The following is a 22,116-nucleotide window of genomic DNA, read 5'->3' as shown; positions in this document are numbered from 1 at the left end:
CCCGGACAACCACGGGACAGGCAAATATTTTGCTAATTCATGATTATCTTGTTGATATTCAATGTTTTTTTAAAACAAAAAAGCACGAAGCCCAGTGCTGGAAAAGCGTTGGGCGTCGTGCTGGGGGGAAAGGCGTCGGCGGCGCCGGAATCAGGCGCGGCGGTCCTCGGCAACAAGACTTACATCGGAGACGATATGGCCATCGACCAACTTGACGATACGATCGGCCAATTGGAAGTATTGATCGTCGTGAGTAATGATCAGCACGGTCTTTCCGCGACGTTTCAGCTCCGGCAGCAACTCTTCATAGAAGAAGCGCTTGAACGGAGGGTCTTGATCCGCCGCCCACTCATCGAGGACATACACCGGACGGTCTTCCATGTAGGCGCAGACCAGGGCCAGGCGTTTTTGTTGGCCGTAGGACAACTCCTTGGTGGTGGAATACCCCAGCCCTTCGATCTTGATTTTGTCGGCCAGGCCCAGGGCGGTGAGGTGCTTCTGCGCCAGGGCCGGATTGACCTCCTCACCGTCAGGACCGATCAGCCGGTTGAACAGATGGAAGTCGCTGAACACTGCGGAAAACAGGTCGCGGTAGTCACTGCGGGTCTCATCGTTGACGGCGACGCCGTCGAGCAATATCTGCCCGGCCTGGGGCACGTACAACCCGCACAGTGCCTTGACCAGGGTACTTTTGCCGCAACCGTTGCCGCCGATGATGTAGATCAACTCCCCGCTGTTGATGGTCAGGTCGACCGGCCCCAGGGCAAAGCCGTTCTCGGCATCGGCACCGCGATAGTTCATCACCACGCCTTTGAGCGTGATCTGGCGCCAGTGCTTCTTGTGCTCCAGACGCAGCACATTGGAGTTATCCGGCTCGTCCGGCTCGGCGTGGTGTTCGTTGATCAGGAAGCCAAACTCGGCGAGACGGGCGATCGCAATCCGTCCCTGCGCCATGACCGGCATCGCACCGATCAACAACCCCAGCGGCCCGAGGATATACATCACTGTCAACACGCCGGCCGTCATCACCTGACTGTCAGTCACCATCAACAACGGTAAAGCGAACACCAGGCTGCCGATCAGCAATGACTGGGTGAGCAGCCCCATGTTTTCGGCGCCGAGGTACCACATATGCTCGATGAAATTGAAACGCGCCACCCGCGTGGATGACTCCTTGATGGCGGAGCGGCCGAACCAGCGCCGGCGAATACCGTTGAGCTTCAACTCCTTGAGACCGAAAACCAGGCCGTGCGTGTGTTCGTTAAAGGCGGTGAACTCATCACGCACACGGCCGGTGAACTTCACGCCGCCGAGGAACAGGAAGATGTACAGAATCGCCCCCACGGCCAGCAGCGCCAGGGTCAAGGCAAATACCGTCCAGGACAGGTAAGCCAGGTAAGCCAGGCCGCACAAGAACACCGTGCATTCCACCAGTATCACGGGCATCACCAGCAGCGTCGCATTGAGCTGCGGAATATCGGTGGTCAGCAGCGTCAGCACATTGGGCGGGCCGCGCCGATCCACTTCTTCGAGGGGCGAAGAAAGGATTTTCTGGCACAACGCAATGCGCAAGCGCGTCATCAATTTCATGTTGGCGTACGCGGGGAACAAGGTCGCGCCGTTGCGAAACGCGAGCGCCACCACACTCAAACCGACGAACCAATACAGCAAGTGCAACCGCGATCCCTGTTCGTAAATCGCCTGGTTGATCACGTTGACCACGGCGATTGCGGCCACGCCGCTGACGATGCCGGTGACCACTGAAAAGAAGGCCAGCCAGGGATGATTTTGCCAAAGCAGGCGCAAGACCGAGCCCGGCTTGGGCGGCTTCTCATGCTCTTTATTCATGGATTAACTCCTCAAATACACTCAAGACCGGGCATGGCCCGTCAGGCAGACCGCTGCTACTGGCCAGGGGTGCCGGAGCCGCAAGTGTACGGATTGCCCCGGATTCGGCTGTCCCCGAAAGCCTGTACAAAACGTCGAGGGAGGCAAATCCGCGAGGAAGAAGCGGATGCGACCTGAATGTCCCCGCTTTCTATTACAGACCGTTGCGCAATCAATGGGCCTAATACGGACCCGAGTTGAAACCTTCAGGAGTGAACGATGGCTGCACGGCTCGCTCACCCGCTACTTATAAAAACATCGCCATCAAGGATGATTGGACTATGGATCTGACCAGCCGTATTCGAAATGCGGACAGCCCCCACTTCTATTTCATACTCGGCGAGTTGATCTCCAGTACTGACCAGGATCACTTCGCACTCAACATGCTCAAGCTGATCGACAAGCTCCTGCCGGTCACGGCGTTGACGCTCTGCGAATGGACGCTGGATAAGTCAAACACCCACCTGACCGACATCAAACCGTTGGGCAATGCCGGCGACCCTGCCGACATCCCGGCGCTCAACGCCAGCCGTCCCGCCCACAACCCTCAGCTGCTCAAGGAAGTGCTGGAGATGGAGGGCTCGCTGCTGATCCGTGTGAACGCGCGAACCAAAGGCGCAGCCGGCAAAGGCGCGCGCCGTGCGGCGCACCAGTGCACGCTGGTGTCGCGCGACGGCAGCCGGCGCTGCGTCGTGACCTTGTATCGGTCGCACACGCAAAAGGATTTTTCTTTGAGCGAGCTGTCGCTGCTCAAGAATCTCTCCGAAGCCTTGCTACCGCTGATTGAAAGTTATGCCCAGTTCAGCCGCCAGAGCACGTTGCGAAAAATGGGCAGCTGGATGGCGACCCTGGTCACCAATCAGGAGCCGACGCACATTCATCGCGAATTTGAAAAGCGCCTGGCGCTGTGCGACATCACCTTATCGACCCGCGAACAGGAAGTTTGCCTGGGCTTACTCAACGGCAGAACAGTGCCGGAAATAGCAGAAACGCTGCAGCTGAAAAATAGCTCTATTGAAACCTACCTCAAGCGTGCCACCGCAAAGCTTGGGGTCAGCGGCCGACATGGATTGACCAAGTGGATGGTCGGCGCCTAGCGCAATTCAAGCAACGGGTTACTACGCGGTAACCCGTGCCCCTTTTCAAATGAGGCTGGCCCATGAACAAGTTTGCTTTCTCTCTGGTGACGGTTGCAGTGGCGCTGGGCGGATGCTCGCTCATCCCCGATTACCAGCAACCTGCGGCACCGGTGGCGACACAGTACCCACAAGGCCCGGCGTATGCCGCTGCCGCTGGAACGGTCAGCGAAGACGCGGCCGGCCAGGGGTGGCGCACCCTGTTTCACGACCCGGCCTTACAGCAACTGATTCAGACCGCCCTGACCCAGAACCGCGACCTGCGTGTGGCCGCCTTGAATGTCGAGGCCTACCGCGCGCAGTACCAGATCCAGCGTGCCGACCTGTTCCCGGCGGTCTCCGCGGGCGTCGGCGGCACTCGCCAGCGTGTCCCGGCGAACATGACCCAGACCGGCAAGCCGACGATCACCTCCACCTATTCGGCGACGCTGGGGATCAGTGCGTATGAACTGGATTTCTTTGGTCGCGTGCGCAGCCTCAGCGAGCAGGCGATGCAGGCTTACCTGGCCACCGAGCAAGCGCGCCGCAGCGCAGAACTGAGCCTGGTGGCCAGCGTCGCCAATGCCTACCTGACCTGGCGCGCCGACCAGGAGTTACTGGTGCTGACGCGCCAGACCCTGGCCTCCTACGAGGAAAGCCTGCGCCTGACCACGCGCAGCCTGGCGGTGGGGGCCGCGTCTTCACTGGACGCGGCACAGGCACGCACCAGTGTCGAGAACGCCCGCGCCAACCTCGCCCGCTACGAGCGCCAAGTGGCACAGGACCGCAACAGCCTGACGCTGTTGATCGGCGGCGCACTGCCGGAATCCTTGCCGGTTCGGCCGTTGGCCAGCGACTTGATCGCGCAGATGCCTTCCGGCCTGCCGTCCGACCTGCTGCAGCGCCGACCCGACATCCTGCAGGCCGAGTACCAGCTCAAAGCCGCCAACGCCAATATCGGCGCTGCGCGTGCCGCATTCTTCCCCAGCGTCAGCCTGACGGCGAATGCCGGCGCGTCCAGCTCCCAACTGTCCAGCCTGTTCAAAGGCGGCTCGGGCAGCTGGACGTTCCAACCCCAGATCAACCTGCCGATCTTCAACGCCGGCAGCCTGCGCGCGAGCCTCGACTACTCCAAGTTGCAGAAAGACATCGGCGTCGCCCGGTATGAAAAAGCCATCCAGACGGCCTTCCAGGAAGTGTCCGATGGCCTGGCGGCACGCCAGACCTATGACGACCAGCTGAATGCACAACGCGACCTGGTGCAGGCGAATCAGGTCTATTACGACCTCGCGCAACGTCGCTATCACATCGGGGTGGACAGCAACCTGGTCTTCCTCGATGCACAACGCTCGTTGTTCTCCTCGCAACAGACTCTGATCACTGATCGGTTGGCGCAATTGATTGCCGAGGTCAACCTCTACACCGCCCTGGGCGGCGCATGGGGAGAACCTACACGCCTGGCGGTTGCCGAGACGCGCCCATGAGCACCTTCGAGCCCGGGCAATATGTGCGCCTGCGCTCGGGGGGAAAGAGAATGCTGGTCAAACCGGCACAGGACAGCGCGCACTTGCCCAATACCGCGCTGGTGCCCTGTGAATATGAAGAGAAGAAGCGCACGGTCCTGGGGTTTTACATCGCCGCCAACCTGAGGTTGGCGGACGCGCCGTTGAAGGTGTCGAGAGAATGAGCCTACCGTTGCCCTGCCCGCCCTTCTATTCAGGCTGGGCAAGGCCCAGCCCTGCGGAAGGAAGCGGCGAACACTCCAGTTTCCGGGGTAGCCGATTTCGTTCAACGCGTTGCTATCGGCGTGGATGCCTGAAAGTTATTTATTCAAGTCACCGGCCATATCATTGCGCATCGATCCCCCGGAGCGAATCCGTGCGTGTACTCCTCGTTTAGAATCGCCGCCAGCCTTTGATCCAGATCCGCGCGGGTGGCAGCCTTGAATCCTATCCGCGAGTAAAACGGGGCATTCCAAGGAACGTTTTTGAACGTGGTAAGCGTTACGAAACGCAGTCGTTTTGAACGCGCATAATCCTTGGCAGCCTCAACCAGACTCAACCCCAGACCTTGTCCTTGCATCGATTGCCTTACCGATAATTCAAGGATGTGAAGATCGTCACCGTGGTGCTCCGCGCTGAGAAATCCTTGCGGCCGATTTTCGGTATCAAGGGCAACCCAGCATGTTGATAGAGCGATGAGTTGACGGTGTCGCTCAACCGCCATGGGGGGCGAATCCGCCAGCCAACTCAAGTTATCAATCGCGCGGAATGCCTGTGCAGCAGAGGTTTCAATGGCATTCAGGAGTTCTGCATCTTGCGGTACAGCGAAGCGAATAGTTGCGGACATGGGCGCCTTTGGTGAAGAAGTCGAGCCAGTGCAGTGAGTGTATGACGACATGCCTTGTGTAGTTAGACAGTTGCCCACTTATGCAACAATAACCGATCGATTTCACTCGCCCGTTGCGTCGGCAATCGCGTGAGGACACTCTTTAGATACGCATACAGCTAGCCAGCGCTCCTGTCCTTGGACATATCGACCTCAAACGTTATCTCGTCAGCAAGCTGCTGAACGCTCGAGCTGTCTGCAAGCTTGGCCAGGTCTATGCCCGTCGTGCAAAACAGTGATTCATGTTCGGGCTGCCGGACAAAAACGGTAGCCGTCCAGCCATTGATCAGAACGCAATCAACTTGGTGCCCGGGCAGACTCCGTTCCAGACCCTCAGTCAGCGATATTTTTTTCCAACTGTGCATGATGACGTACCAACGTAGCAGCGATGCACGATTGACATGCTTCAGCTCAGAAAGTGCCGGTGTCAGATACGAGCCGCCCAGCATTGGCCTGGTTTTATGCGCTCAAATTGCAGACAAAGAAAAGCCCGCGATGGGGAGAGCGGGCTTAAAGGGATGTTCACCAGGAGCTGGAATGACAATAGGCGCCCGACTGTGAAAGGGATGTGAAAGGACGGCTACAAGGTAAACGTCTGCTCCTCGCGCAAGCCGAAATTTTGTACAGAACTGCTTTTAGCAAGGTACTAAATATATTGCGGACCCATTATTCACAGAACACATACGCTGCTCTTGCTCTTGCGGTTGCGAAGGTACGCTAACGGGTGGGCGCTGGGCGTCTTCTGCTTGAAGTCTGTTCTGCTGCTGCTGAGTCACCGCAAGCTTTTGTTTGAGCAGTTGTAGGGCCCTGGGGCTGTTAGGCGGAACCTTTTCCAATTCCGCATCGATCTCCAAAACAGACGGTGGCAGAATCCCCATAGCGACCAATTGCTGATCCTGCTCAAGTGTACTCATGGGTTTGCGAGCAAGCGAGTCAGAATGGTTTACGGCGCATCCACCCAACAGGCTCAACGCAGACAAAACCAATATGAATTTCCTTGTGGTGCTCATGTGATTTCTCCATTCGCAATCTTCGCCCAGCGAAAAGCAGCCCTACGACAGAGGGGGCTCGTCTAGTTATTCATGTAATTCAAAACAACGTGCTCCGTGCAGACTGTACCAGCTGTTAGCTGACGCAGGATAGCGCGTTGGATCGAACTATCTTGCTTTGGCGCGCGTCTCGGGGCCACACCAGCCTTAATTAGAACCACTTATTACAACTTCCGGGGGAGTTTTTAATAGTCTTATAGTCAGTGACTATATTTTGCGCATTAAATGTAATTTCTAAAGTACATTTTTTATCATAGTATTTTGTGCTGGTTGTAGGTGTCAGCATCACGCCACCGCCAGGGCCTGCGCTGACGGTATTTGCCGTGTCCGACAAGGAATATTGACTTTCATAAAACCATCTCGCAACAGACCCACCATCAACACTCTTCACCACTTGGCCGGGCTTCCCATATTGAGCATAAGCCAACTGTATATCAGCCCCTTCAAACTTATTCTTATTTATAACGTCCGGAATGGTGGGCACAGCATTTGCCAGCACTTCACATCCGGATATCAGAACTGAAAAAATTAATAATATCAAATACTTAAATTTTTGTTCAGCCATACTGAACCTTCCCAGCCGTAAGAATTGATAAGTATGAATGTTGTTGAGCACGCAGTCTTATCCTCCAAACGGTGCGCTCTTTATCGGCTGACCTTTTGGTGCGCAGCTCGGCGGGTTGGACATACCGAACGTCAAGATATTGCCTCCGTTGATAATGCAGTTGAACTGCTTGTTATCATTGGTTTTCAGCAGTACATAGGTATTGGTACCTTGCGTTCGCCGGTTGATAACAGTCAGGTCTGCTGGAGCATAACCCAACGCACCAGCGCTTTGAGATTTTACGTCATCGTCACTCAACATATTCGTCTTACTGGCGAGCGCATTGCAGCCACTCAAAAGCACAAGTGTGGCTGCCATTACATACAACTTCATCAGCGACATATCACGCATCCTTTTGTTGACTGAAAACCGAGTAGTTTATTGATTTTAAAACCACAACCCAGCTCGCCTGAATGGTGATGGAGTAATAGTTAACACCGCTCATCAATCCGGCGAACCGAAAGAGCGTTAACTATAAAACGTAACAAAAAAAAACGAGAAAAATTCCTAGCCCCTGTGTACCAATTCCTTGCCTGTCCGTCTCAACCTGGCGTCATTTGATCAAGCACGGTCCGAAGTGAAAAACCGGTGTGCACAGAGGCCTGGCCTGCGGAGTCTAAGGGGTGAGATGCAATGAGGTAGTCACGCGCCTCTTTTGGCGAATAGCCGAAAGCCTTCTTGAACGTGCGACTGAAGTGTGACTCGCTTTTGAACCCAAATTGAAAGGCCAGCCCGGAAGTTCGATGCTGAACGCTACTATCTCCTTGGAGAATGGCCCTTATCTTGTCTAACCGGCGTCGTTGTATATAAGCCGCAACACCCGACTCTTGCTCGAATAAACGATAGAGTCCAGCCCTTGAAATCCCTATGTGCCGGCATATGAATGTTGGCGTCAGATCGGGGTTCTGAAGATGCTGTTCGATCAGTTTTCGGGCGCGGTTTAACAGTGTGCGATCAATTTCGGTTTCAGCGCTTTTGAGGTTTGGAATGGAGGGTGTTATCGCGGCCGCGACCATGGCCAGAGTGGCTTGTTGTATATAGGGTATTTCATCACTTTTAAAACTGGCTGACCGCGCTCGTAGCGCGCGCATGTGATCGGCAAGCAGGTCGCTCAAACCGCCCCTCAATACCAGCCCATGAATGTCCTTGTTACCTATTTGAGCCGCCAGCAAGTCCCGAGGTACCGTCAGGATAATCGTATCGCCTGCCGTTATAATGCAATCCAGTTGCCGAGCAAGGTCCAACACATAAATCTGCGAATCACTTGCCACCAACGGTGCCTGACCGGCCGAGCCGTTGATCGAATGAGACAGGCCCAGGCAGATATAGTAATGGTCGAGACCGTCGCGGCGGACCCTCTGAGCTGACCGTTTGACATCATAATGCACGGGCTTTTCGGTGCCTTCCCATACGCCGCACCCCATCAACAGCGAGCCCAGGTAACAGGTGGTCAGCCGGTAATTGAACGCTGTTGATTCAGGGTCGCCAATCCTCACGTCAAAGATTGCATTAACCTCTTCACGCCAGACTTCAAAACGCTGTCTAGGTGGGTAAGGTTGGGTGCTGAAGCTATAAGAGGCGTTCTCCACATATACTCCACGTTCTCAGAGCGTGCAGATCTGCACTAATCAGGATCCTGGCTACCTATCTGTAAGAGCGAAAGCTACTTCTGTCGGCCCCCAGTCTAGAGGAATGGAATCGGGAACCCTACCTTTCGAGAGATTTTCATGTTCGATGCATGACCGGTGCCATTTGAAGCAAGTACCGCCCTTGGTGCAGCGTCCAAATAAGGGAAGCACAATCCCCCACCCGTTGTTCAGCCGATGGACAAAACGCACCAGCGAAGCGGCAATCTTCTTAAACTACAGGGTAGGTGTACAGCCGGCAGGCGCGACAGTAGTTCGCAGATGAGATGAGCTATAAGCTTGCGAAGCAACTCCACGCTCCGAGAGCCCACGCATGAAGCCCTTTAATCGCCGACGCTTCCTCACCACGACGTTGCAGGCCATGGCCCTCGCGCCGCTTTTGCGTGTTCGCCCCGCGCTTGCCGACGATAATTTCAGGCCGTTGCGCACGGTCGCCGCGGAACACGGGCTCTCGTTCGGCTTCGCGGTAGATCCTGCCCTGCTCGATACCAACCCGTCGTATCGGGACGTCGTGGCCCGGCAAGCGGGCATCGTGGTGCCGGAAAACGCGTTGAAATGGGCCCAGGTCCACCCCGCCCCGGACCGCTACACCTTCACACCGGTGGACCGTATCTTAGCGTTTGCGCAGGCGAACCATCAGCGCATGCGTGGCCACACACTGTGCTGGCACCGCGCCCTGCCCGACTGGGTCACACACACGGTGACACCCGCCAACGCGAAACAGGTACTGACGCAACATATTGCCGCGGTGGTCGGCCGCTACCGCGGCAAGATTGTCTCCTGGGATGTCGTCAACGAGGCCATCCAGCTCGACGACGGGCAGGCAGGTGGGCTGCGAGACGCCTTCTGGTACAGGATGCTCGGTCCCGGATATATCGATCTGGCCTACGAGGCCGCGCACCGTGCCGACCCAGACGCCGCCCTCTGCTACAACGAATACGGCCTGGAAAGCGACTCACCTGCCGGCACACGCAAGCGCGCCGCCGTGCTTGCGCTCCTGAGGACCCTGAAGCAGCGCGGCGTACCGGTGCATGCGCTGGGCATCCAGTCTCATCTGCGCGCCGCAGACCCGCACAGCTTCGGCTCCGGGCTGGTCGCGTTTCTGCGACAGGTGCATGACTTGGGACTTGACGTCTATATCACTGAACTCGACGTGGACGACAGTCACCTGACGGGCGACGTGAACCAACGCGACGCCATCGTCGCCGGCACATACAAGCGATACCTGGACCTCGTGCTCGGAACAGGCACGGTATCAGCCGTCTTGACCTGGGGTGTATGGGATACCGTGCACCGCACCGGTGCTACGCCTTCAATGGGACCATCGGCCCAGCGACCGCTGGCGTTCGGGCCGCAGGGAGTGATCAAACCAACCAGCTGGGTCGTCGAGCACTGCCTGGCAAGGCGAGCGAGCTAGCTATGCGCGCGAAACGCGAGTGTTCAATCGAAGGCTGAACTGCGCATTTTCGCCCTATGTTTGTGCGGGGTGCGCTCAAAATGCTTTGACGCCCGTCCTTCAGACTCCCTGTGGAACTCCACCCACTGATCGAACACGGCCTCGAAGGTATGCTCCGTCGCAAAACGAACAGCAAGCCGCTGTTGTTTGCGATGCTCACAGGGGTTTGATGCCCTGGGCAACCAAAGCACGTGCCTCATCACGACTGGCACGGGCTTCTTTAAGCCCTATTTGGGGGTAGCTACCGAGCGACAGATGCTCATCTCGCTACGCAAACTGCTCCAGCAACAAACCGATTCAGTACGCGTCAGGATTCTGGACTTCAACGCACCGGATAATGCTGGATTTAATGATTACGCCGAAACGAAAAAAGGACCCGAAGGTCCTTATTTCAATCACTTACAGAATTCACTGAAACTCTGTAGCGCTATATTTGGAGCGGGAAACGAGACTCGAACTCGCGACCCCGACCTTGGCAAGGTCGTGCTCTACCAACTGAGCTATTCCCGCTTGGTGTTGCGCATTCTATAGATTTATCAGAACCCGTCAACCTCTTGATTCAAAAAAGTTTTATTTCTTTTCAACGGTGGTGCGCAGATGAGGCCAGGCAGCGCGCAGGTATTGGAGCATGGACCATAGGGTCAGGCCGGCCGCGATCAGCAGCAAGGCATAGCCAATAAACACCCAGAACGAAAAGTCCGAAGGGTTGGCCAGCAGGATCACCAGGGCGAGCATTTGCGCAGCGGTTTTCCATTTACCCATGTTCGACACGGCGACGTGGGCGCGGGCGCCGATTTCGGCCATCCATTCGCGCAGGGCCGAGACGACGATCTCGCGGCCGATGATCACCGCGGCCGGCAAGGTCAGCCACAGGTTACCGTGCTCCTGCACCAGCAGGACCAGGGCGACAGCGACCATCAGCTTGTCTGCCACGGGGTCGAGGAACGCGCCAAACGGCGTGCTCTGTTCCAGGCGGCGGGCCAGGTAACCATCGAGCCAGTCGGTGGCGGCAGCAAAAGCAAACACCGAACTGGAGGCCGCATAGCTCCATTCGTAAGGTAAATAAAACAGCAAAATAAAAATCGGAATAAGCAGGACGCGTAGAACGGTGATCAGATTAGGGATATTCATCGGCACAACTGGCTACGAGGTGAGAAGGCATTCTATTCGCTATGCAGATTGGCATAAATCAACTCAGCGAGCTTTTTACTGATACCGGGTGCTTTAGCTATTTCGTCAATGCTGGCACGGGATAGCTCCTGCAAGCCACCAAAATGTTTGAGCAGGTCGCGACGCCGCGTCGGGCCAACCCCCGCCACCCCTTCCAGGGTTGAGGTTCGCCGGGTTTTGCCGCGTCGGGCACGGTGACCGGTAATGGCGAAACGGTGGGCCTCGTCGCGAATCTGTTGAATCAGGTGCAGTGCAGGTGAGTCGCCCTTCAAAGTGAACTCATGGGCGGCATCATTCAAGTACAACGTTTCAAAACCGGCCTTTCGCGTCGCGCCCTTGGCTACGCCGAGCAGGATCAGGTCGGGCACCGCCAGTTCGTTGAGCACATCCCGCGCCATGGACAATTGGCCCTTGCCGCCGTCCACCAGCAGGATATCCGGCAGCTTGCCCTCGCCGTCCTTCAATTTACTGAAGCGTCGTGTCAGCGCCTGGTGCATGGCGGCGTAGTCATCGCCGGCGGTGACGCCTTCGATGTTGTAGCGTCGGTAATCGGACTTGATCGGCCCTTCCGGCCCGAATACCACGCAGGAGGCCACGGTGGCCTCACCGCTGGAGTGGCTGATGTCGTAGCACTCCAGGCGCTGCGGTGGCTCGTCCAGGTTGAGGACTTCGGCCAGGGCCTCAAAGCGTGCGGCAACGTGCTGACGATTGGCCAGACGTGCGCCCAGGGCCTGTTCGGCATTGGTGACGGCCAATTGCTGCCATCGCGCACGGGTGCCGCGTACGCGATGGCTGATGTCCAGCTCACGGCCGCGCAGTTCGTGGATGGCTTCAATCAGCGTGGGAAAGTCCTCATGCACGACGTTGACGATCAGTTCCGCCGGCAGGTCGCGCTCCGGACTGCTGACATAGTATTGCCCCAGGAATGCGGCCATGACCTCGGCGACGTCTTCGTCGATGCCGGTCTGCGGGAAGAAGTTCTTGCTGCCCAGTACCCGCCCGCCGCGCACGCTGATGAGGTGCACACAAGCACCGCCCGGGTTGACGAAAGCGGCGATCACATCCACGTCGCCGCTGCCGCCTTCCATGCTTTGCTGGTCCTGGACGCGACGCAGCAGGGAGATCTGATCACGCAGCTCAGCGGCGCGTTCGAAATCCAGGGTACTGGCGGCTTGCTCCATGGAAACCGAGAGCTCATCGGTGAGTGCATTACTGCGCCCTTCAAGGAACATGACGGAATGGCGAACATCCTCGGCGTACTCCTGCGGCTCAACCAGGCCCACGCAGGGCGCCTTGCAGCGTTTGATCTGATATTGCAGGCAAGGCCGCGTACGGTTCTTGTAAAAGCTGTCTTCGCACTGACGCACAAAAAAGGTCTTTTGCAGCAAGCTCAGGCTTTCACGAATAGCGCCGGCGCTGGGGTACGGGCCGAAATACTTGCCCTTCTGCTTCTTCGCACCCCGATGAATACTCAGGCGTGGGAAGGCGCCGTCAGATAAAAACACGTAGGGATAGGATTTATCGTCACGCAGCAGGATGTTATAGGGCGGGCGCCATTCCTTGATCAGCGTCTGCTCAAGCAGCAGCGCTTCAGTCTCGTTGGCGGTGATGGTGGTTTCGACCTGGGCAATACGCGCTACCAGGGCAGCGGTTTTCGGCGCGAGGCCGGTCTTGCGAAAGTAGCTCGCCAGACGGTTCTTCAGGTTCTTGGCTTTGCCGACGTAAAGCAGTCGTGCCTCGCTGTCGAACATGCGGTAGACGCCGGGGCGGCCACTGCAGGTCGAGAGAAAGGCGCTCGGATCAAACGGTGTGGTCATGTCAGGCGCTGGCGTCCACCATGCCGTGGCGCACCGCGAGCAAGGTCAATTCAACATCACTGCTGATGGCAAGCTTCTCGAAGATACGATAGCGGTAGGTGTTGACGGTCTTGGGCGACAGGCACAACTTATCGGAGATGGTCTGCACCTTCTGGCACCCCACGATCATCAAGGCGATCTGGATCTCCCACTCCGACAGGGCGTCAAACGGCGAATCACTGGTGGGCTGGAACGATTTGATCGCCAACTGCTGGGCAATCTGCGGGCTGATATAGCGCTGGCCGGCAAACACCAGGCGAATGGCTTGCACCATCTCCGCCAGGCCCGCGCCCTTGGTCAGGTAACCCGCCGCGCCTGCTTGAAGCAGGCGTGTTGGAAACGGGTCTTCCTCGCACACGGTCACCACCACGACTTTGATGTCCGGATGGCTGCGCAACAATTTGGTTGTGGCACCAAGACCGCCAATCCCAGGCATCTTGACGTCCATCAAAACCACATCGGGTTTCAACTCCCGAGCCTTGATCAGGGATTCCTCCCCTGATTCGGCCTGGCCGACTACTTGCAGGCCATCGATGTCAGCCAGCATTCGTGTAATGCCTGTACGAACGAGATCATGGTCATCGACTACTAGCACCCTAATCAAGCAGACACCTCGCGATATGGTCTTATAGGTTGCTGAACACCTTAGCAAAAAACCAAGGCGCAGACCTAGCTGCAAGCGTCATATATATAGAGTTTGGCTACATAGCGGCTGTCTAGTGCGAGACAAATGGCGCAGTTTGCTGGGTAAATGGTCAGGATTTCCGGGGGTGCGGCGTGGTTTTGCCATCCAGGCAAGAGATGCGATCAGCGAGGCAACCGGCAGACCCGTTCCATAAGCCAAAAACAGCCTTCGTCACCGACAATGCTCAACCCCATGCGCTGATAGAGCCGCCTGGCCGGATTTGTCTTGAACACGGTCAATCGCAGTAAACCCGGCTCCTGTGCCTTCAGGGCCATCTGCTCCAACACCCAACCTCCAGCACCTTGCCCACGCGAACCGGCGAGCATATGCAGTTCGCGAATGTACAGCGCCGTGCTGTCGCGACTCAGGCTGATGAAGCCGATGACATGCTCGTCTCGGCAAACCAGCCAGTTTTCTCGACACGCCCAGGCTGTATCAAAGCCATTATCCGACCACGATAAACCGTACTGCAGGTAATAGTGGTTCATCGCCTCATAGGTCAGGGTTCGGGCGAACGAGCAGTCGTGAGATGTCGCTTCGCGCAGGTGAAACCCCATAGGGTCGCACTCCTTCAACTCAAAGACCTACTGCGTAGCCGCTCCAGCCGCCGTCGGTGCGCTGGGCAACCACAAGTGCATCGCCAACGCCTGGCGCCGCAGCCACCAGGCGCCCTTCGCCGTCCCAAATGGCGCTGCGACCGGCGCAGGCCCAGCCCCCAGACGGGCCGCCGTGGTTGGCCATCAACACCAGCAGGCCATGTTCAACAGCATAGCTCTGGAGCAAGGCGCTGTCCGTTGCGTAGCCCCCTTCGCTGATCAACACGCCGGCGGCGTACACACTGGCGCCGGCATGCGCCGCGTGGCGCGGATGGCTGGCGTGGGAAAAATCCGCGCACACCGCCAACGCAATCCGCTCAGCCCCGCACTCAAACACCCCGCCACCCTGCCCTGCGACAAATGCCACCTCTTCGCCTGGATGCAAATGCTGCTTGGTGTAGACCGTCAATGAACCCTCTGCCGCCAACACCAGTGCGCCAATCAACACGCCCGCTTGCGGTGCCAGCCGGATCGGCATCCCGACTACCACCGTCAACCGCAGTTCACGGGCCTTGTCACGCAGCGGTGCCAACACACTGTCCTGCGGGTCAATCGCCAATGCCGCCGCCAACGACGGCTCATAACCGGTCAACGACAGCTCCGGAAATACCAGCCATTGCACGCCCCGCTCGGCTGCCGCTTGCATGAACGCCAAGTGCCGTCCGATATTGGCCGGTACATCGCCCGCAATGGAAATGGATTGAGCAGCAGCAAGCGTCAAGGCAGTCATGGTTGCGTCCGGGCAGTCATCGAGGTTCCATCAGCATATCGCGCCCCATAGTCATGACTACCCCCACGCCATAGAAATTACTGATTGAATCCACCCGTACGCCTCTAGTAAGCTCCCTCCATCTTTTGGAGACAGACCATGTTGCCACTCACCCACACTCAGGTTTGCCCTGCCGCCAGCGCCCAGCGCTCGGTGTCGGCTGCCCGTTTGAGCGGTTCGAGCGCAGCTGTCAGTTTTTATTTTGGGTATTGGTTTAGCCACTGGCGCGCCTGATACCTGAAATCGGCGCCCACTACTCAAGGGGTCGCCTGCCAGAGAAATCTAACCCCCGGTCGGCTCCCCGACCGGGGGTTTTGTTTTTTCAGGCCCCACCCTTTTCTGGAACACTCAAAGGAATCACGACATGAACTACGCCACCTATTACCGCTACGACATCTCCACCGCATGGCGATTTAGCAAGCTCCGCTCGGGACAGCCTGCCGCCTCCGATCGGTCACCTATTGGTGGCAAGCCAACACACGTAGCCAATACGGCCAATTGTCGAACACCCCAGTAGGGCACAGCGCGCGGGAACAGCCCGCCGCTTGCCCAGGAAGCCTTGAATATGAACTCCTCCGTCGCCGCTCTGCCCGTTTCGAACCTCAACAGCGCCAATGAAGCCCTGACTCAGCGCCTGCCCAGCTCCCTTGATTTAAAACACCAGTTGCCCCTCAGCCCGTTCCTCAATGAACAGGTCCACGCCCATCGCCAAGCCGTGCGCGCCATTCTCAATGGCGACGACTCACGCCTGTTGGTGATTGTCGGCCCATGCTCGATCCACGACCCGGAATCGGCCATGGAATATGCGCGCAATCTGAAGAAGCTGGCCCTGGAAGTCAGCGACCAGATGCTGCTGGTGATCCGCGCCTACGTCGAAAAGCCGCGCACCACCATCGGCTGGAAAGGCCTGGCCTACGACCCGCACCTGGATGGCAGCGATGACATGGCTGCCGGGCTGACCCTGTCCCGCGAGCTGATGCGTGAAATGCTGCGCCTGGGCCTGCCGGTCGCCACCGAGCTGCTGCAACCCATGGCCGCCGGCTACTTCGATGACCTGCTCAGTTGGGTTGCGATTGGCGCACGTACCACCGAATCACAGATTCACCGGGAAATGGCCAGCGGCCTGGGCATGCCCGTGGGTTTCAAGAATGGCACCGATGGCGGCGTTGCGATTGCCTGTGATGCGATGCGCTCGGCCTCTCACCCACACCGCCACTTCGGCGTCGACAGCCAGGGCCATCCAGCGATTATCCAGACACCCGGCAACCCTGACACGCACCTGGTGCTGCGCGGCGGTCACCGTGGGCCGAACTACGATGCTCAAAGTGTCGCGCAGGTGAAGCACGACCTGGCCAAATCCAAGGTGGCGGCGCGCATCATGGTTGACTGCAGCCACGCCAACAGCGGCAAAGACCCGCTGCGTCAACCGGCCGTATTCAACGAAGTGCTGGAGCAGCGCTTGCAAGGCGATACAGCGCTGATCGGCATGATGCTCGAAAGCCACTTGTTCGAAGGCTGCCAACCGCTGAGCCCGGCCATGAAATACGGTGTGTCGGTGACTGATGGTTGCCTGGGTTGGGACGGCACCGAGCAGTTGTTGCGCAGCGCCGCCGAACGGTTGCGCCTGCACCGCAAAGCCAGCTGACGCCTGCAGGAGCGTGCTTGCTCGCGAAAAACGCCAACGATAACGCGTGTTGCCTGAAAGAACGTGTCGCCGGTGAGATTTTCGCGAGCAAGCTCGCTCCTACAGCAAGTCTTAACTACCGACATTAACGCCAACGCCTGGAGTCGGCTGACGCGGCGATTCGTGATTTGCAGTCAAGAGTCCTTTTCGGATCGGGCGGTGTTTCCGAAGGGACGACGGGCGGATACTCGACGTCGTTGCTTATCACCCTTCAGGAGCTACCGATGTCTATTCCCACACAACATGTTCCGGCCTTCGGCCTCGGCACTTTCCGCCTGCAAGGCCAAGTGGTCATCGACTCCGTCAGCACGGGCCTGGAACTGGGTTACCGCGCCATCGACACCGCGCAGATCTACGAGAACGAAGCGCAAGTCGGCCAGGCTATTGCCGACAGTGGCGTACCGCGTGAAGAGCTGTTCATCACCAGCAAGATCTGGATCGCCAATTTCGCTGAAGGCCAGTTGATCCCGAGCCTCAAGGAAAGCCTGCGCAAACTGCAGACCGACTACCTGGACCTGACCCTGATCCATTGGCCATCGCCGGAAAACCAGGTGCCTGTTGCCCAATTCATGGGGCAGTTGCTGGAAGCCAAGCGCCTGGGCCTGACACGTCAGATCGGCATCTCCAACTTCACCATCGACCTGATGAAGCAGGCTATTGCCGCAGTGGGAGCCGAGAACATCGCCACCAACCAGATCGAACTGCATCCCTACCTGCAAAACCGCAAGGTGGTGGAGTTCGCCAGCGCCCATGGCATCCAGATCACGTCGTACATGACCCTGGCCTACGGCGAAGTGTTGAACGACCCGGTGATCCAACAGATTGCCGAACGCCATCAGGCCGCCCCGGCGCAAGTCGCCCTGGCCTGGGCCATGCAGCTGGGCTACGCGGTGATCCCTTCATCGACCCAGCGTGCCAACCTGGCAAGCAATCTCAAGGCCCTGCAAATGACCTTGAGCGCGGCCGATATGGCTCAGATTGCCGGCCTCGAACGCGGTCACCGCCTGACCAGCCCCAAAGGCATCGCACCGAAGTGGGACTAGACCCCGGCCACGGGACGGCGGGATAACTCTCGCAGCCACGGCAACACCCGCAGCCCCTGGGGGGACGCGGGTGGATCGATGATGTCCATGAAGTGTTCAAGGTTGACGTTGTCCGGCGCACCCGGCAGGCGAACCAGCACCGCCGGCGTTGCACCGGCGAATGCACCCATGTCGAGCTGGTCGTAGACCAGTACATGGCGGACCTGTGGGTTCGGCCCGTCGGCACAGGCCGCCAGCCCGGCATTGATGATCAGCACATCGAAGGGTTCGGCCGGGATGGCCGTTAGAATCTGGACCTCTTCGAAGGTCTGCACCGGCACGATCCGGTGATACCCCAACTGGTTGAGCATTTTTTCGATGTACAGCCGTTGCAGGTGCTGTTCATCGGCAATCAGGATGGTCAGTGCTTTGTTTGGCATGGCAAGCCCCTGGGCTGGCAGTACTCGTCAGTGAGTGCCGCCCATTTTCCAGACATAACTCGACGACAAAATCAGGCATGTTCCTACTTCGCGTAGGAGTTATCCCAAATCCACCGAATGACGATCAACTGCAGTCAAGGCCGCTTGCAATACGCACTCAAGCCACGCTGCAAATCATCGATCGCGTCATCCAGATCCTTGAGCGCCGGCCCCAGCGCTTCACGGTCACGCTGCTCACACACCGCCCCCAACGCTTCACAAGCACGAATCACCGCATGCGCCTTGACCATCCGCGCCCCGCCCTTGGCACGATGGGCCAGGTCGTGCAACCCGGCGAAGTCAGCGGTGCGTTGCAGCGACGCCAATAACGCACGATCAGCCTCCAGACTGTCGAGCAACGGTATCAGCAGCTCTTCAAGGACCCGTGGATCGCCGCCCGTCAATGCGGACAGGGTACTCAAATCAAACGCTGCCACCTCTGGCGCAGAAAGGCCGGCAGTGCGCGACGCCAACGCGGTGCGCAGATCCTCAAGCCCCGTGGGCTTGAACAGGCACCCATCCATGCCTGCCTGCCGACAGCGCTCGGTTTCTTCGGGTTGGGCATTGGCGGTGAATCCCAGCAGCAGGCATGGCGTCAAGCCTTGCGCGCGCTCCTGTGCACGAATGTCCTGTGCCAACTGATAGCCGTTCTTGAGCGGCATATTGCAATCAGTGATGACCCCGTCGAAGTGCCCGGCCTGCCACTGTTCAAAGCCTTTGACCCCATCTTCGGCCGTGGTGATTCGATGCCCCAGGAAGATCAACTGCCGGGCCAGCAGCAGGCGGTTGGCCAGGTAGTCGTCCACCACCAGAATGCTCAGTGCTCGGGCCGGTGGAGTCTGCGGATCCGGCGGTACAACCTGGGCCGGCAATGCAACGGTGCTGGCCAGCGTCAACATCACATCCACACGAGTGCCCTGCCCCAGCACGCTGCTCAGGTGCAACTGTCCGCCCATCATTTCGCACAGGCTGCGACTGATGACCAGCCCCAGTCCAGACCCGCTGCGAGCGGACTGCTCACTATTGCCGCCCTGGACAAAAGGGTTGAACAACCGTTGTTGATCCACGGCACTGATGCCGACACCCGTGTCCTGCACCCATAACTGCAGCCTTAAATGCTCCCCCTCAGCTACCGCCTGGGCACCGAGCGTTACCTGGCCCTGTGCGGTGAACTTGATCGCATTGCTGAGTAAATTGGAGATCACCTGTTTGAAGCGCAACGGGTCAACCATCACGCTGTGCCCCTTCAGCGCGTCCAGTTCAACCTGCAGCACCAGCGCCTTGGCTCGCGCCAACCCTTCAAACACACGCACCACCGATGCCAACAACTCATGCAGATTGGCCGGCTGCAACGCCAGTGATAAATGCCCGGACTCGATCCGGGCGATATCGAGAATATCGCCGATCAACTCCAACATGCCGCGCGAGGCCACCGAAGCCACTTCCAGCGCATCGCGGTCGGCCCGGCCCTGCTCGGCATTTTTCAGGGCCAGCTCGATCATGCCGATCACCGCGTTCATCGGCGTGCGGATTTCGTGGCTCATCGTCGCCAAAAAAGTGGTCTTGGCCCGGTTGGCGGCATCGGCATCGTCCTTGGCTTCCTGCAACTGGCCCAGCAGCCGTTGACGCTCGCTCACATCCACCCAGCCGGCGATCATACCGACCACCTTCTCATCACCGTCTCGGTACGGCAGCATCCACTGGTAAATGGTCAGCACCTCACCCGTGGGCACCTTGAGTATGCGGTCATGGATCTGTGGCTCGCCGTCGGCCATCAACCGCAAGTAATCTTCATGAAAAGACTGGGCCTGCGGAAGGTTGCCGGTGTCGGTTTCCACCACGGTCTTGCCGATCACGTCTTGGAGCTTGAAACCAAACACGTCCAGGTAAGCGTTGTTGCAGGCCATCAACCGCCCTTGCCGGTCACGCACATAAATCGGGTGCGGCGTGCCGTCGATCAAGACGTTCATGAAGCTGATCTGATCGCTCAACGCCCGCTCGGCCTGAACACGTTTGCGAATCAGGCTACGCAGATAGATAACCCACCCCAGCGTGACCGCCAGCAACACTGCGGCCAACCCGAACGCCTGAATGATCGCATTGCGGTGGCGCAGCCAATAACTGTCCTCGATGAGGATTTCCCTGCGCCAGTGACCGATCAATTCATCCATCTCCTGGGGCGGGATGCTGAGCAACGCCTTGTCGAGGATCGAGTACAACTCCAACTGACTGCGATTGACGCCAAACGTGACGCGAGCAGGCTCGGAGCCGACCGTGCTGGAGATACGCAAGCGGTCGCGGTAATACCGCGCGATCAGGTAGCGTGCGCTGATCAGCGAGTTGACCGCGCCGTCTACATCACCCTTGGCCACCCATGCCATGGCTTGCTCCGGGTTCTCAACGTCGACGAACACAATCCCCGGGAAGTTCTGGGTCATCGCATCACGCAGGCCATTGCCCGGGATCAGCGCCAAGCGCTTGCCCACCATCTCTTCCAGGGTGACAGGGCTGCGCTCATCGCTGCGGGTAACCAGCACAAAGGGGTTGGTGAGGTAAGGCCGGGTAAACCGTAGCTTCTCGGCACGCTCGATGCTGGGGGTCACCACCGCCAGCATATCCGCAGCGCCCATACTGACCTGATCGACCTGTTGCGGCATTGAACTGCCCGGCACCACATCGAATTTCAAGCCGGTACGCAGGCTGATACGCGACAACACTTCGGCACTCAACCCTTCGAATTGCCCTTGCTCATCGAAAAACGACAACGGCACGAATTTGTCGAGCGTCGCCACCTTGACCCGCGGATGTTTGTGCAACCAGCGTTGTTCACTGGCACTCAACTGCAGCCGGCCGGTACCGACAATCCCCAGGTTGCCGACGCTCCAGCGGCGCAGGATTTCCATCTGCTCGCTCGCCGGAATCACCGCCAGTGCTGCGTCCAGAATAGGCAGCAACCGGGTATTTTCACGGCTGACGGCAAAGGCAAATGGGTTGACTTCCAGCCCGGAGAAATCCGCCATCCGTACGTTATTCAGATGGTTGTGGTTGATCAGGTAACTGCTGCTGACGGCATCGCCCAGGTACACATCGGCGTTACCAAAGGCCACGGCGCCGATGGCTTCAACGGTTGAGGGAAACAGCACCAACTGGGCACGCGGGTAGAAGGCCTGCACCGCAGCGGGCGGCATATAGTGATAGAGCATCGCCACGCGCTTGCCGGCCAGGTCATCACTCAGCGCCTGGCTGTCACTGGTGCGGGTCACCAGTGTGGGTTGATCATTGGCGTAGGAACGGGAAAGGCGCAGTTGCGGGTCGGCCGCTTCAAAGCCATTGGCTGAGCCGAGGAAATCCACGGCGCCTTGCTTGAGGGCCGCAATGACTTCGTCACGGGTGTCGTAGCGCCGAACCTCGATGGGGATATTCAGGAGCCGCCCGATCAGGGCGGCATAATCGGGTGTGATCCCTTCAAGTTCGTCGTTGTTATTGGTCAAGTCAAAAGGCGCGTAATCGGGGGCGGACACCCCCATCACCAGGGTTCGCCGCTCGCGCAACCAGCGCCATTGCGCCTCATCCAACACCACGTTGACGTGCTCCACGTGCGAGTGCCCCAACAGCCGCAGCGTGCGCGGTTCATCGAGAGCGACCGCGCACAGGGGCAACAGGCTCACCAGCCAGATCGCGGCGAACCTCATGAACGTGGTGGTGGTCAT

The 22,116-nt window shown here is 58.3% G+C and carries 18 protein-coding genes, 1 tRNA gene and 1 pseudogene; 6 read left to right on the top strand and 14 right to left on the bottom strand.

The features are described from left to right. Positions 1-150: 150 nt before the first annotated feature. A complete protein-coding gene (locus M5B97_RS23165) occupies positions 151-1,848 on the bottom strand; it encodes a cyclic peptide export ABC transporter (RefSeq protein ID WP_248732761.1) in 1,698 nt (565 codons plus the stop codon). Between the two features lie 320 nt (positions 1,849-2,168). On the opposite strand from M5B97_RS23165, the gene M5B97_RS23160 reads away from it, so the two are divergent. From M5B97_RS23160 to M5B97_RS23150, 3 genes are all read left to right on the top strand, one after another. Then, positions 2,169-2,984 (top strand): helix-turn-helix transcriptional regulator, encoded by an 816-nt coding sequence (locus M5B97_RS23160; RefSeq protein WP_248732784.1) that lies wholly within the window; start codon positions 2,169-2,171, stop codon positions 2,982-2,984. A 62-nt stretch (positions 2,985-3,046) separates the two neighbouring features. After that, the gene (gene adeC / locus M5B97_RS23155) at positions 3,047-4,486 is read left to right on the top strand and encodes an AdeC/AdeK/OprM family multidrug efflux complex outer membrane factor (protein WP_248732760.1); all 1,440 of its coding nucleotides are present in this window, start codon (positions 3,047-3,049) and stop codon (positions 4,484-4,486) included. Continuing rightward, the gene (locus M5B97_RS23150) at positions 4,483-4,689 is read left to right on the top strand and encodes a hypothetical protein (protein WP_123715889.1); all 207 of its coding nucleotides are present in this window, start codon (positions 4,483-4,485) and stop codon (positions 4,687-4,689) included. Before adeC ends, M5B97_RS23150 begins: the two co-directional genes overlap by 4 nt. A gap of 143 nt (positions 4,690-4,832) precedes the next feature. Here M5B97_RS23150 and M5B97_RS23145 read toward each other — a convergent pair whose 3' ends face one another. The 4 genes from M5B97_RS23145 to M5B97_RS27740 all read right to left on the bottom strand — a co-directional run bounded on the left by M5B97_RS23145 (position 4,833) and on the right by M5B97_RS27740 (position 8,632). Further along, positions 4,833-5,351 (bottom strand): GNAT family N-acetyltransferase, encoded by a 519-nt coding sequence (locus M5B97_RS23145; protein WP_248732759.1) that lies wholly within the window; start codon positions 5,349-5,351, stop codon positions 4,833-4,835. Positions 5,352-6,590: 1,239 nt separating this feature from the next. After that, complete coding sequence (locus tag M5B97_RS23135) at positions 6,591-7,004, bottom strand: hypothetical protein (RefSeq protein WP_248732758.1); 414 nt, start codon at positions 7,002-7,004, stop codon at positions 6,591-6,593. 57 nt (positions 7,005-7,061) lie between these two features. After that, positions 7,062-7,385, bottom strand: coding sequence for a hypothetical protein (locus tag M5B97_RS23130; protein WP_248732757.1), 324 nt, complete (start codon positions 7,383-7,385; stop codon positions 7,062-7,064). A 200-nt stretch (positions 7,386-7,585) separates the two neighbouring features. After that, a complete protein-coding gene (locus tag M5B97_RS27740; RefSeq protein WP_123715893.1) occupies positions 7,586-8,632 on the bottom strand; it encodes a helix-turn-helix domain-containing protein in 1,047 nt (348 codons plus the stop codon). 370 nt (positions 8,633-9,002) lie between these two features. On the opposite strand from M5B97_RS27740, the gene M5B97_RS23120 reads away from it, so the two are divergent. Beyond that, the gene (locus M5B97_RS23120; RefSeq protein ID WP_248732756.1) at positions 9,003-10,106 is read left to right on the top strand and encodes an endo-1,4-beta-xylanase; all 1,104 of its coding nucleotides are present in this window, start codon (positions 9,003-9,005) and stop codon (positions 10,104-10,106) included. Positions 10,107-10,182: 76 nt separating this feature from the next. On the opposite strand, the pseudogene M5B97_RS23115 reads toward M5B97_RS23120, so the two are convergent. From M5B97_RS23115 to M5B97_RS23085, 7 genes and pseudogenes are all read right to left on the bottom strand, one after another. Next, a pseudogene (locus M5B97_RS23115) lies at positions 10,183-10,406 on the bottom strand (integrase arm-type DNA-binding domain-containing protein); the annotation flags it as partial. Positions 10,407-10,579: 173 nt separating this feature from the next. After that, a tRNA-Gly gene (locus tag M5B97_RS23110) sits at positions 10,580-10,655 on the bottom strand. Between the two features lie 60 nt (positions 10,656-10,715). Further along, on the bottom strand, positions 10,716-11,276 hold the full coding sequence (gene pgsA / locus M5B97_RS23105; RefSeq protein WP_123717694.1) for a CDP-diacylglycerol--glycerol-3-phosphate 3-phosphatidyltransferase: 561 nt from the start codon (positions 11,274-11,276) through the stop codon (positions 10,716-10,718). 32 nt (positions 11,277-11,308) lie between these two features. Further along, positions 11,309-13,132: an excinuclease ABC subunit UvrC gene (gene uvrC / locus M5B97_RS23100; protein ID WP_134660709.1), complete on the bottom strand. Its 1,824-nt coding sequence runs from the start codon at positions 13,130-13,132 to the stop codon at positions 11,309-11,311. A 1-nt stretch (position 13,133) separates the two neighbouring features. After that, on the bottom strand, positions 13,134-13,775 hold the full coding sequence (gene uvrY, locus M5B97_RS23095; RefSeq protein WP_248732755.1) for a UvrY/SirA/GacA family response regulator transcription factor: 642 nt from the start codon (positions 13,773-13,775) through the stop codon (positions 13,134-13,136). Between the two features lie 203 nt (positions 13,776-13,978). After that, entirely contained in the window at positions 13,979-14,413 is a 435-nt protein-coding gene (locus tag M5B97_RS23090; protein ID WP_123717696.1) for a GNAT family N-acetyltransferase, read from the bottom strand. Positions 14,414-14,432: 19 nt separating this feature from the next. Further along, positions 14,433-15,182, bottom strand: a complete 750-nt coding sequence (locus M5B97_RS23085) for a carbon-nitrogen hydrolase family protein (RefSeq protein WP_248732754.1) — start codon at positions 15,180-15,182, stop codon at positions 14,433-14,435. A 604-nt stretch (positions 15,183-15,786) separates the two neighbouring features. Here M5B97_RS23085 and M5B97_RS23080 point away from each other — a divergent pair. Continuing rightward, entirely contained in the window at positions 15,787-16,866 is a 1,080-nt protein-coding gene (locus M5B97_RS23080) for a 3-deoxy-7-phosphoheptulonate synthase (RefSeq protein WP_248732753.1), read from the top strand. 263 nt (positions 16,867-17,129) lie between these two features. Then, a complete protein-coding gene (gene dkgB, locus M5B97_RS23075) occupies positions 17,130-17,948 on the top strand; it encodes a 2,5-didehydrogluconate reductase DkgB (RefSeq protein ID WP_248732752.1) in 819 nt (272 codons plus the stop codon). Here dkgB and M5B97_RS23070 read toward each other — a convergent pair. Together M5B97_RS23070 and M5B97_RS23065 are read right to left on the bottom strand one after the other, a co-directional pair. After that, positions 17,945-18,367 (bottom strand): chemotaxis protein CheY, encoded by a 423-nt coding sequence (locus M5B97_RS23070; RefSeq protein WP_248732751.1) that lies wholly within the window; start codon positions 18,365-18,367, stop codon positions 17,945-17,947. The genes dkgB and M5B97_RS23070 overlap by 4 nt on opposite strands. A 134-nt stretch (positions 18,368-18,501) precedes the next feature. Next, positions 18,502-22,116 carry a transporter substrate-binding domain-containing protein gene (locus M5B97_RS23065; protein ID WP_248732750.1) on the bottom strand — a complete coding sequence of 1,205 codons (3,615 nt, stop codon included), beginning with the start codon at positions 22,114-22,116 and terminating at the stop codon, positions 18,502-18,504.

The organism is Pseudomonas sp. MWU13-2517 (assembly GCF_023242545.1).
Lineage (GTDB): Bacteria > Pseudomonadota > Gammaproteobacteria > Pseudomonadales > Pseudomonadaceae > Aquipseudomonas.
Note: the sequence above shows the minus strand (reverse complement) of the source record. Positions and strands in the feature narration are given on the sequence as shown.

Coding starts and splice junctions, on each gene's coding strand:
- M5B97_RS23090 (WP_123717696.1), bottom strand. CDS start 14,413: ATGGGGTTTCACCTGCGCGAAGCGACATCTCACGACTGCTCGTTCGCC.
- M5B97_RS23065 (WP_248732750.1), bottom strand. CDS start 22,116: ATGACCACCACCACGTTCATGAGGTTCGCCGCGATCTGGCTGGTGAGC.
- M5B97_RS23165 (WP_248732761.1), bottom strand. CDS start 1,848: ATGAATAAAGAGCATGAGAAGCCGCCCAAGCCGGGCTCGGTCTTGCGC.
- M5B97_RS23085 (WP_248732754.1), bottom strand. CDS start 15,182: ATGACTGCCTTGACGCTTGCTGCTGCTCAATCCATTTCCATTGCGGGC.
- M5B97_RS23145 (WP_248732759.1), bottom strand. CDS start 5,351: ATGTCCGCAACTATTCGCTTCGCTGTACCGCAAGATGCAGAACTCCTG.
- M5B97_RS23160 (WP_248732784.1), top strand. CDS start 2,169: ATGGATCTGACCAGCCGTATTCGAAATGCGGACAGCCCCCACTTCTAT.
- M5B97_RS23130 (WP_248732757.1), bottom strand. CDS start 7,385: ATGTCGCTGATGAAGTTGTATGTAATGGCAGCCACACTTGTGCTTTTG.
- M5B97_RS23150 (WP_123715889.1), top strand. CDS start 4,483: ATGAGCACCTTCGAGCCCGGGCAATATGTGCGCCTGCGCTCGGGGGGA.
- pgsA (WP_123717694.1), bottom strand. CDS start 11,276: ATGAATATCCCTAATCTGATCACCGTTCTACGCGTCCTGCTTATTCCG.
- M5B97_RS23120 (WP_248732756.1), top strand. CDS start 9,003: ATGAAGCCCTTTAATCGCCGACGCTTCCTCACCACGACGTTGCAGGCC.
- M5B97_RS23135 (WP_248732758.1), bottom strand. CDS start 7,004: ATGGCTGAACAAAAATTTAAGTATTTGATATTATTAATTTTTTCAGTT.
- adeC (WP_248732760.1), top strand. CDS start 3,047: ATGAACAAGTTTGCTTTCTCTCTGGTGACGGTTGCAGTGGCGCTGGGC.
- M5B97_RS23080 (WP_248732753.1), top strand. CDS start 15,787: ATGAACTCCTCCGTCGCCGCTCTGCCCGTTTCGAACCTCAACAGCGCC.
- uvrC (WP_134660709.1), bottom strand. CDS start 13,132: ATGACCACACCGTTTGATCCGAGCGCCTTTCTCTCGACCTGCAGTGGC.
- dkgB (WP_248732752.1), top strand. CDS start 17,130: ATGTCTATTCCCACACAACATGTTCCGGCCTTCGGCCTCGGCACTTTC.
- M5B97_RS23070 (WP_248732751.1), bottom strand. CDS start 18,367: ATGCCAAACAAAGCACTGACCATCCTGATTGCCGATGAACAGCACCTG.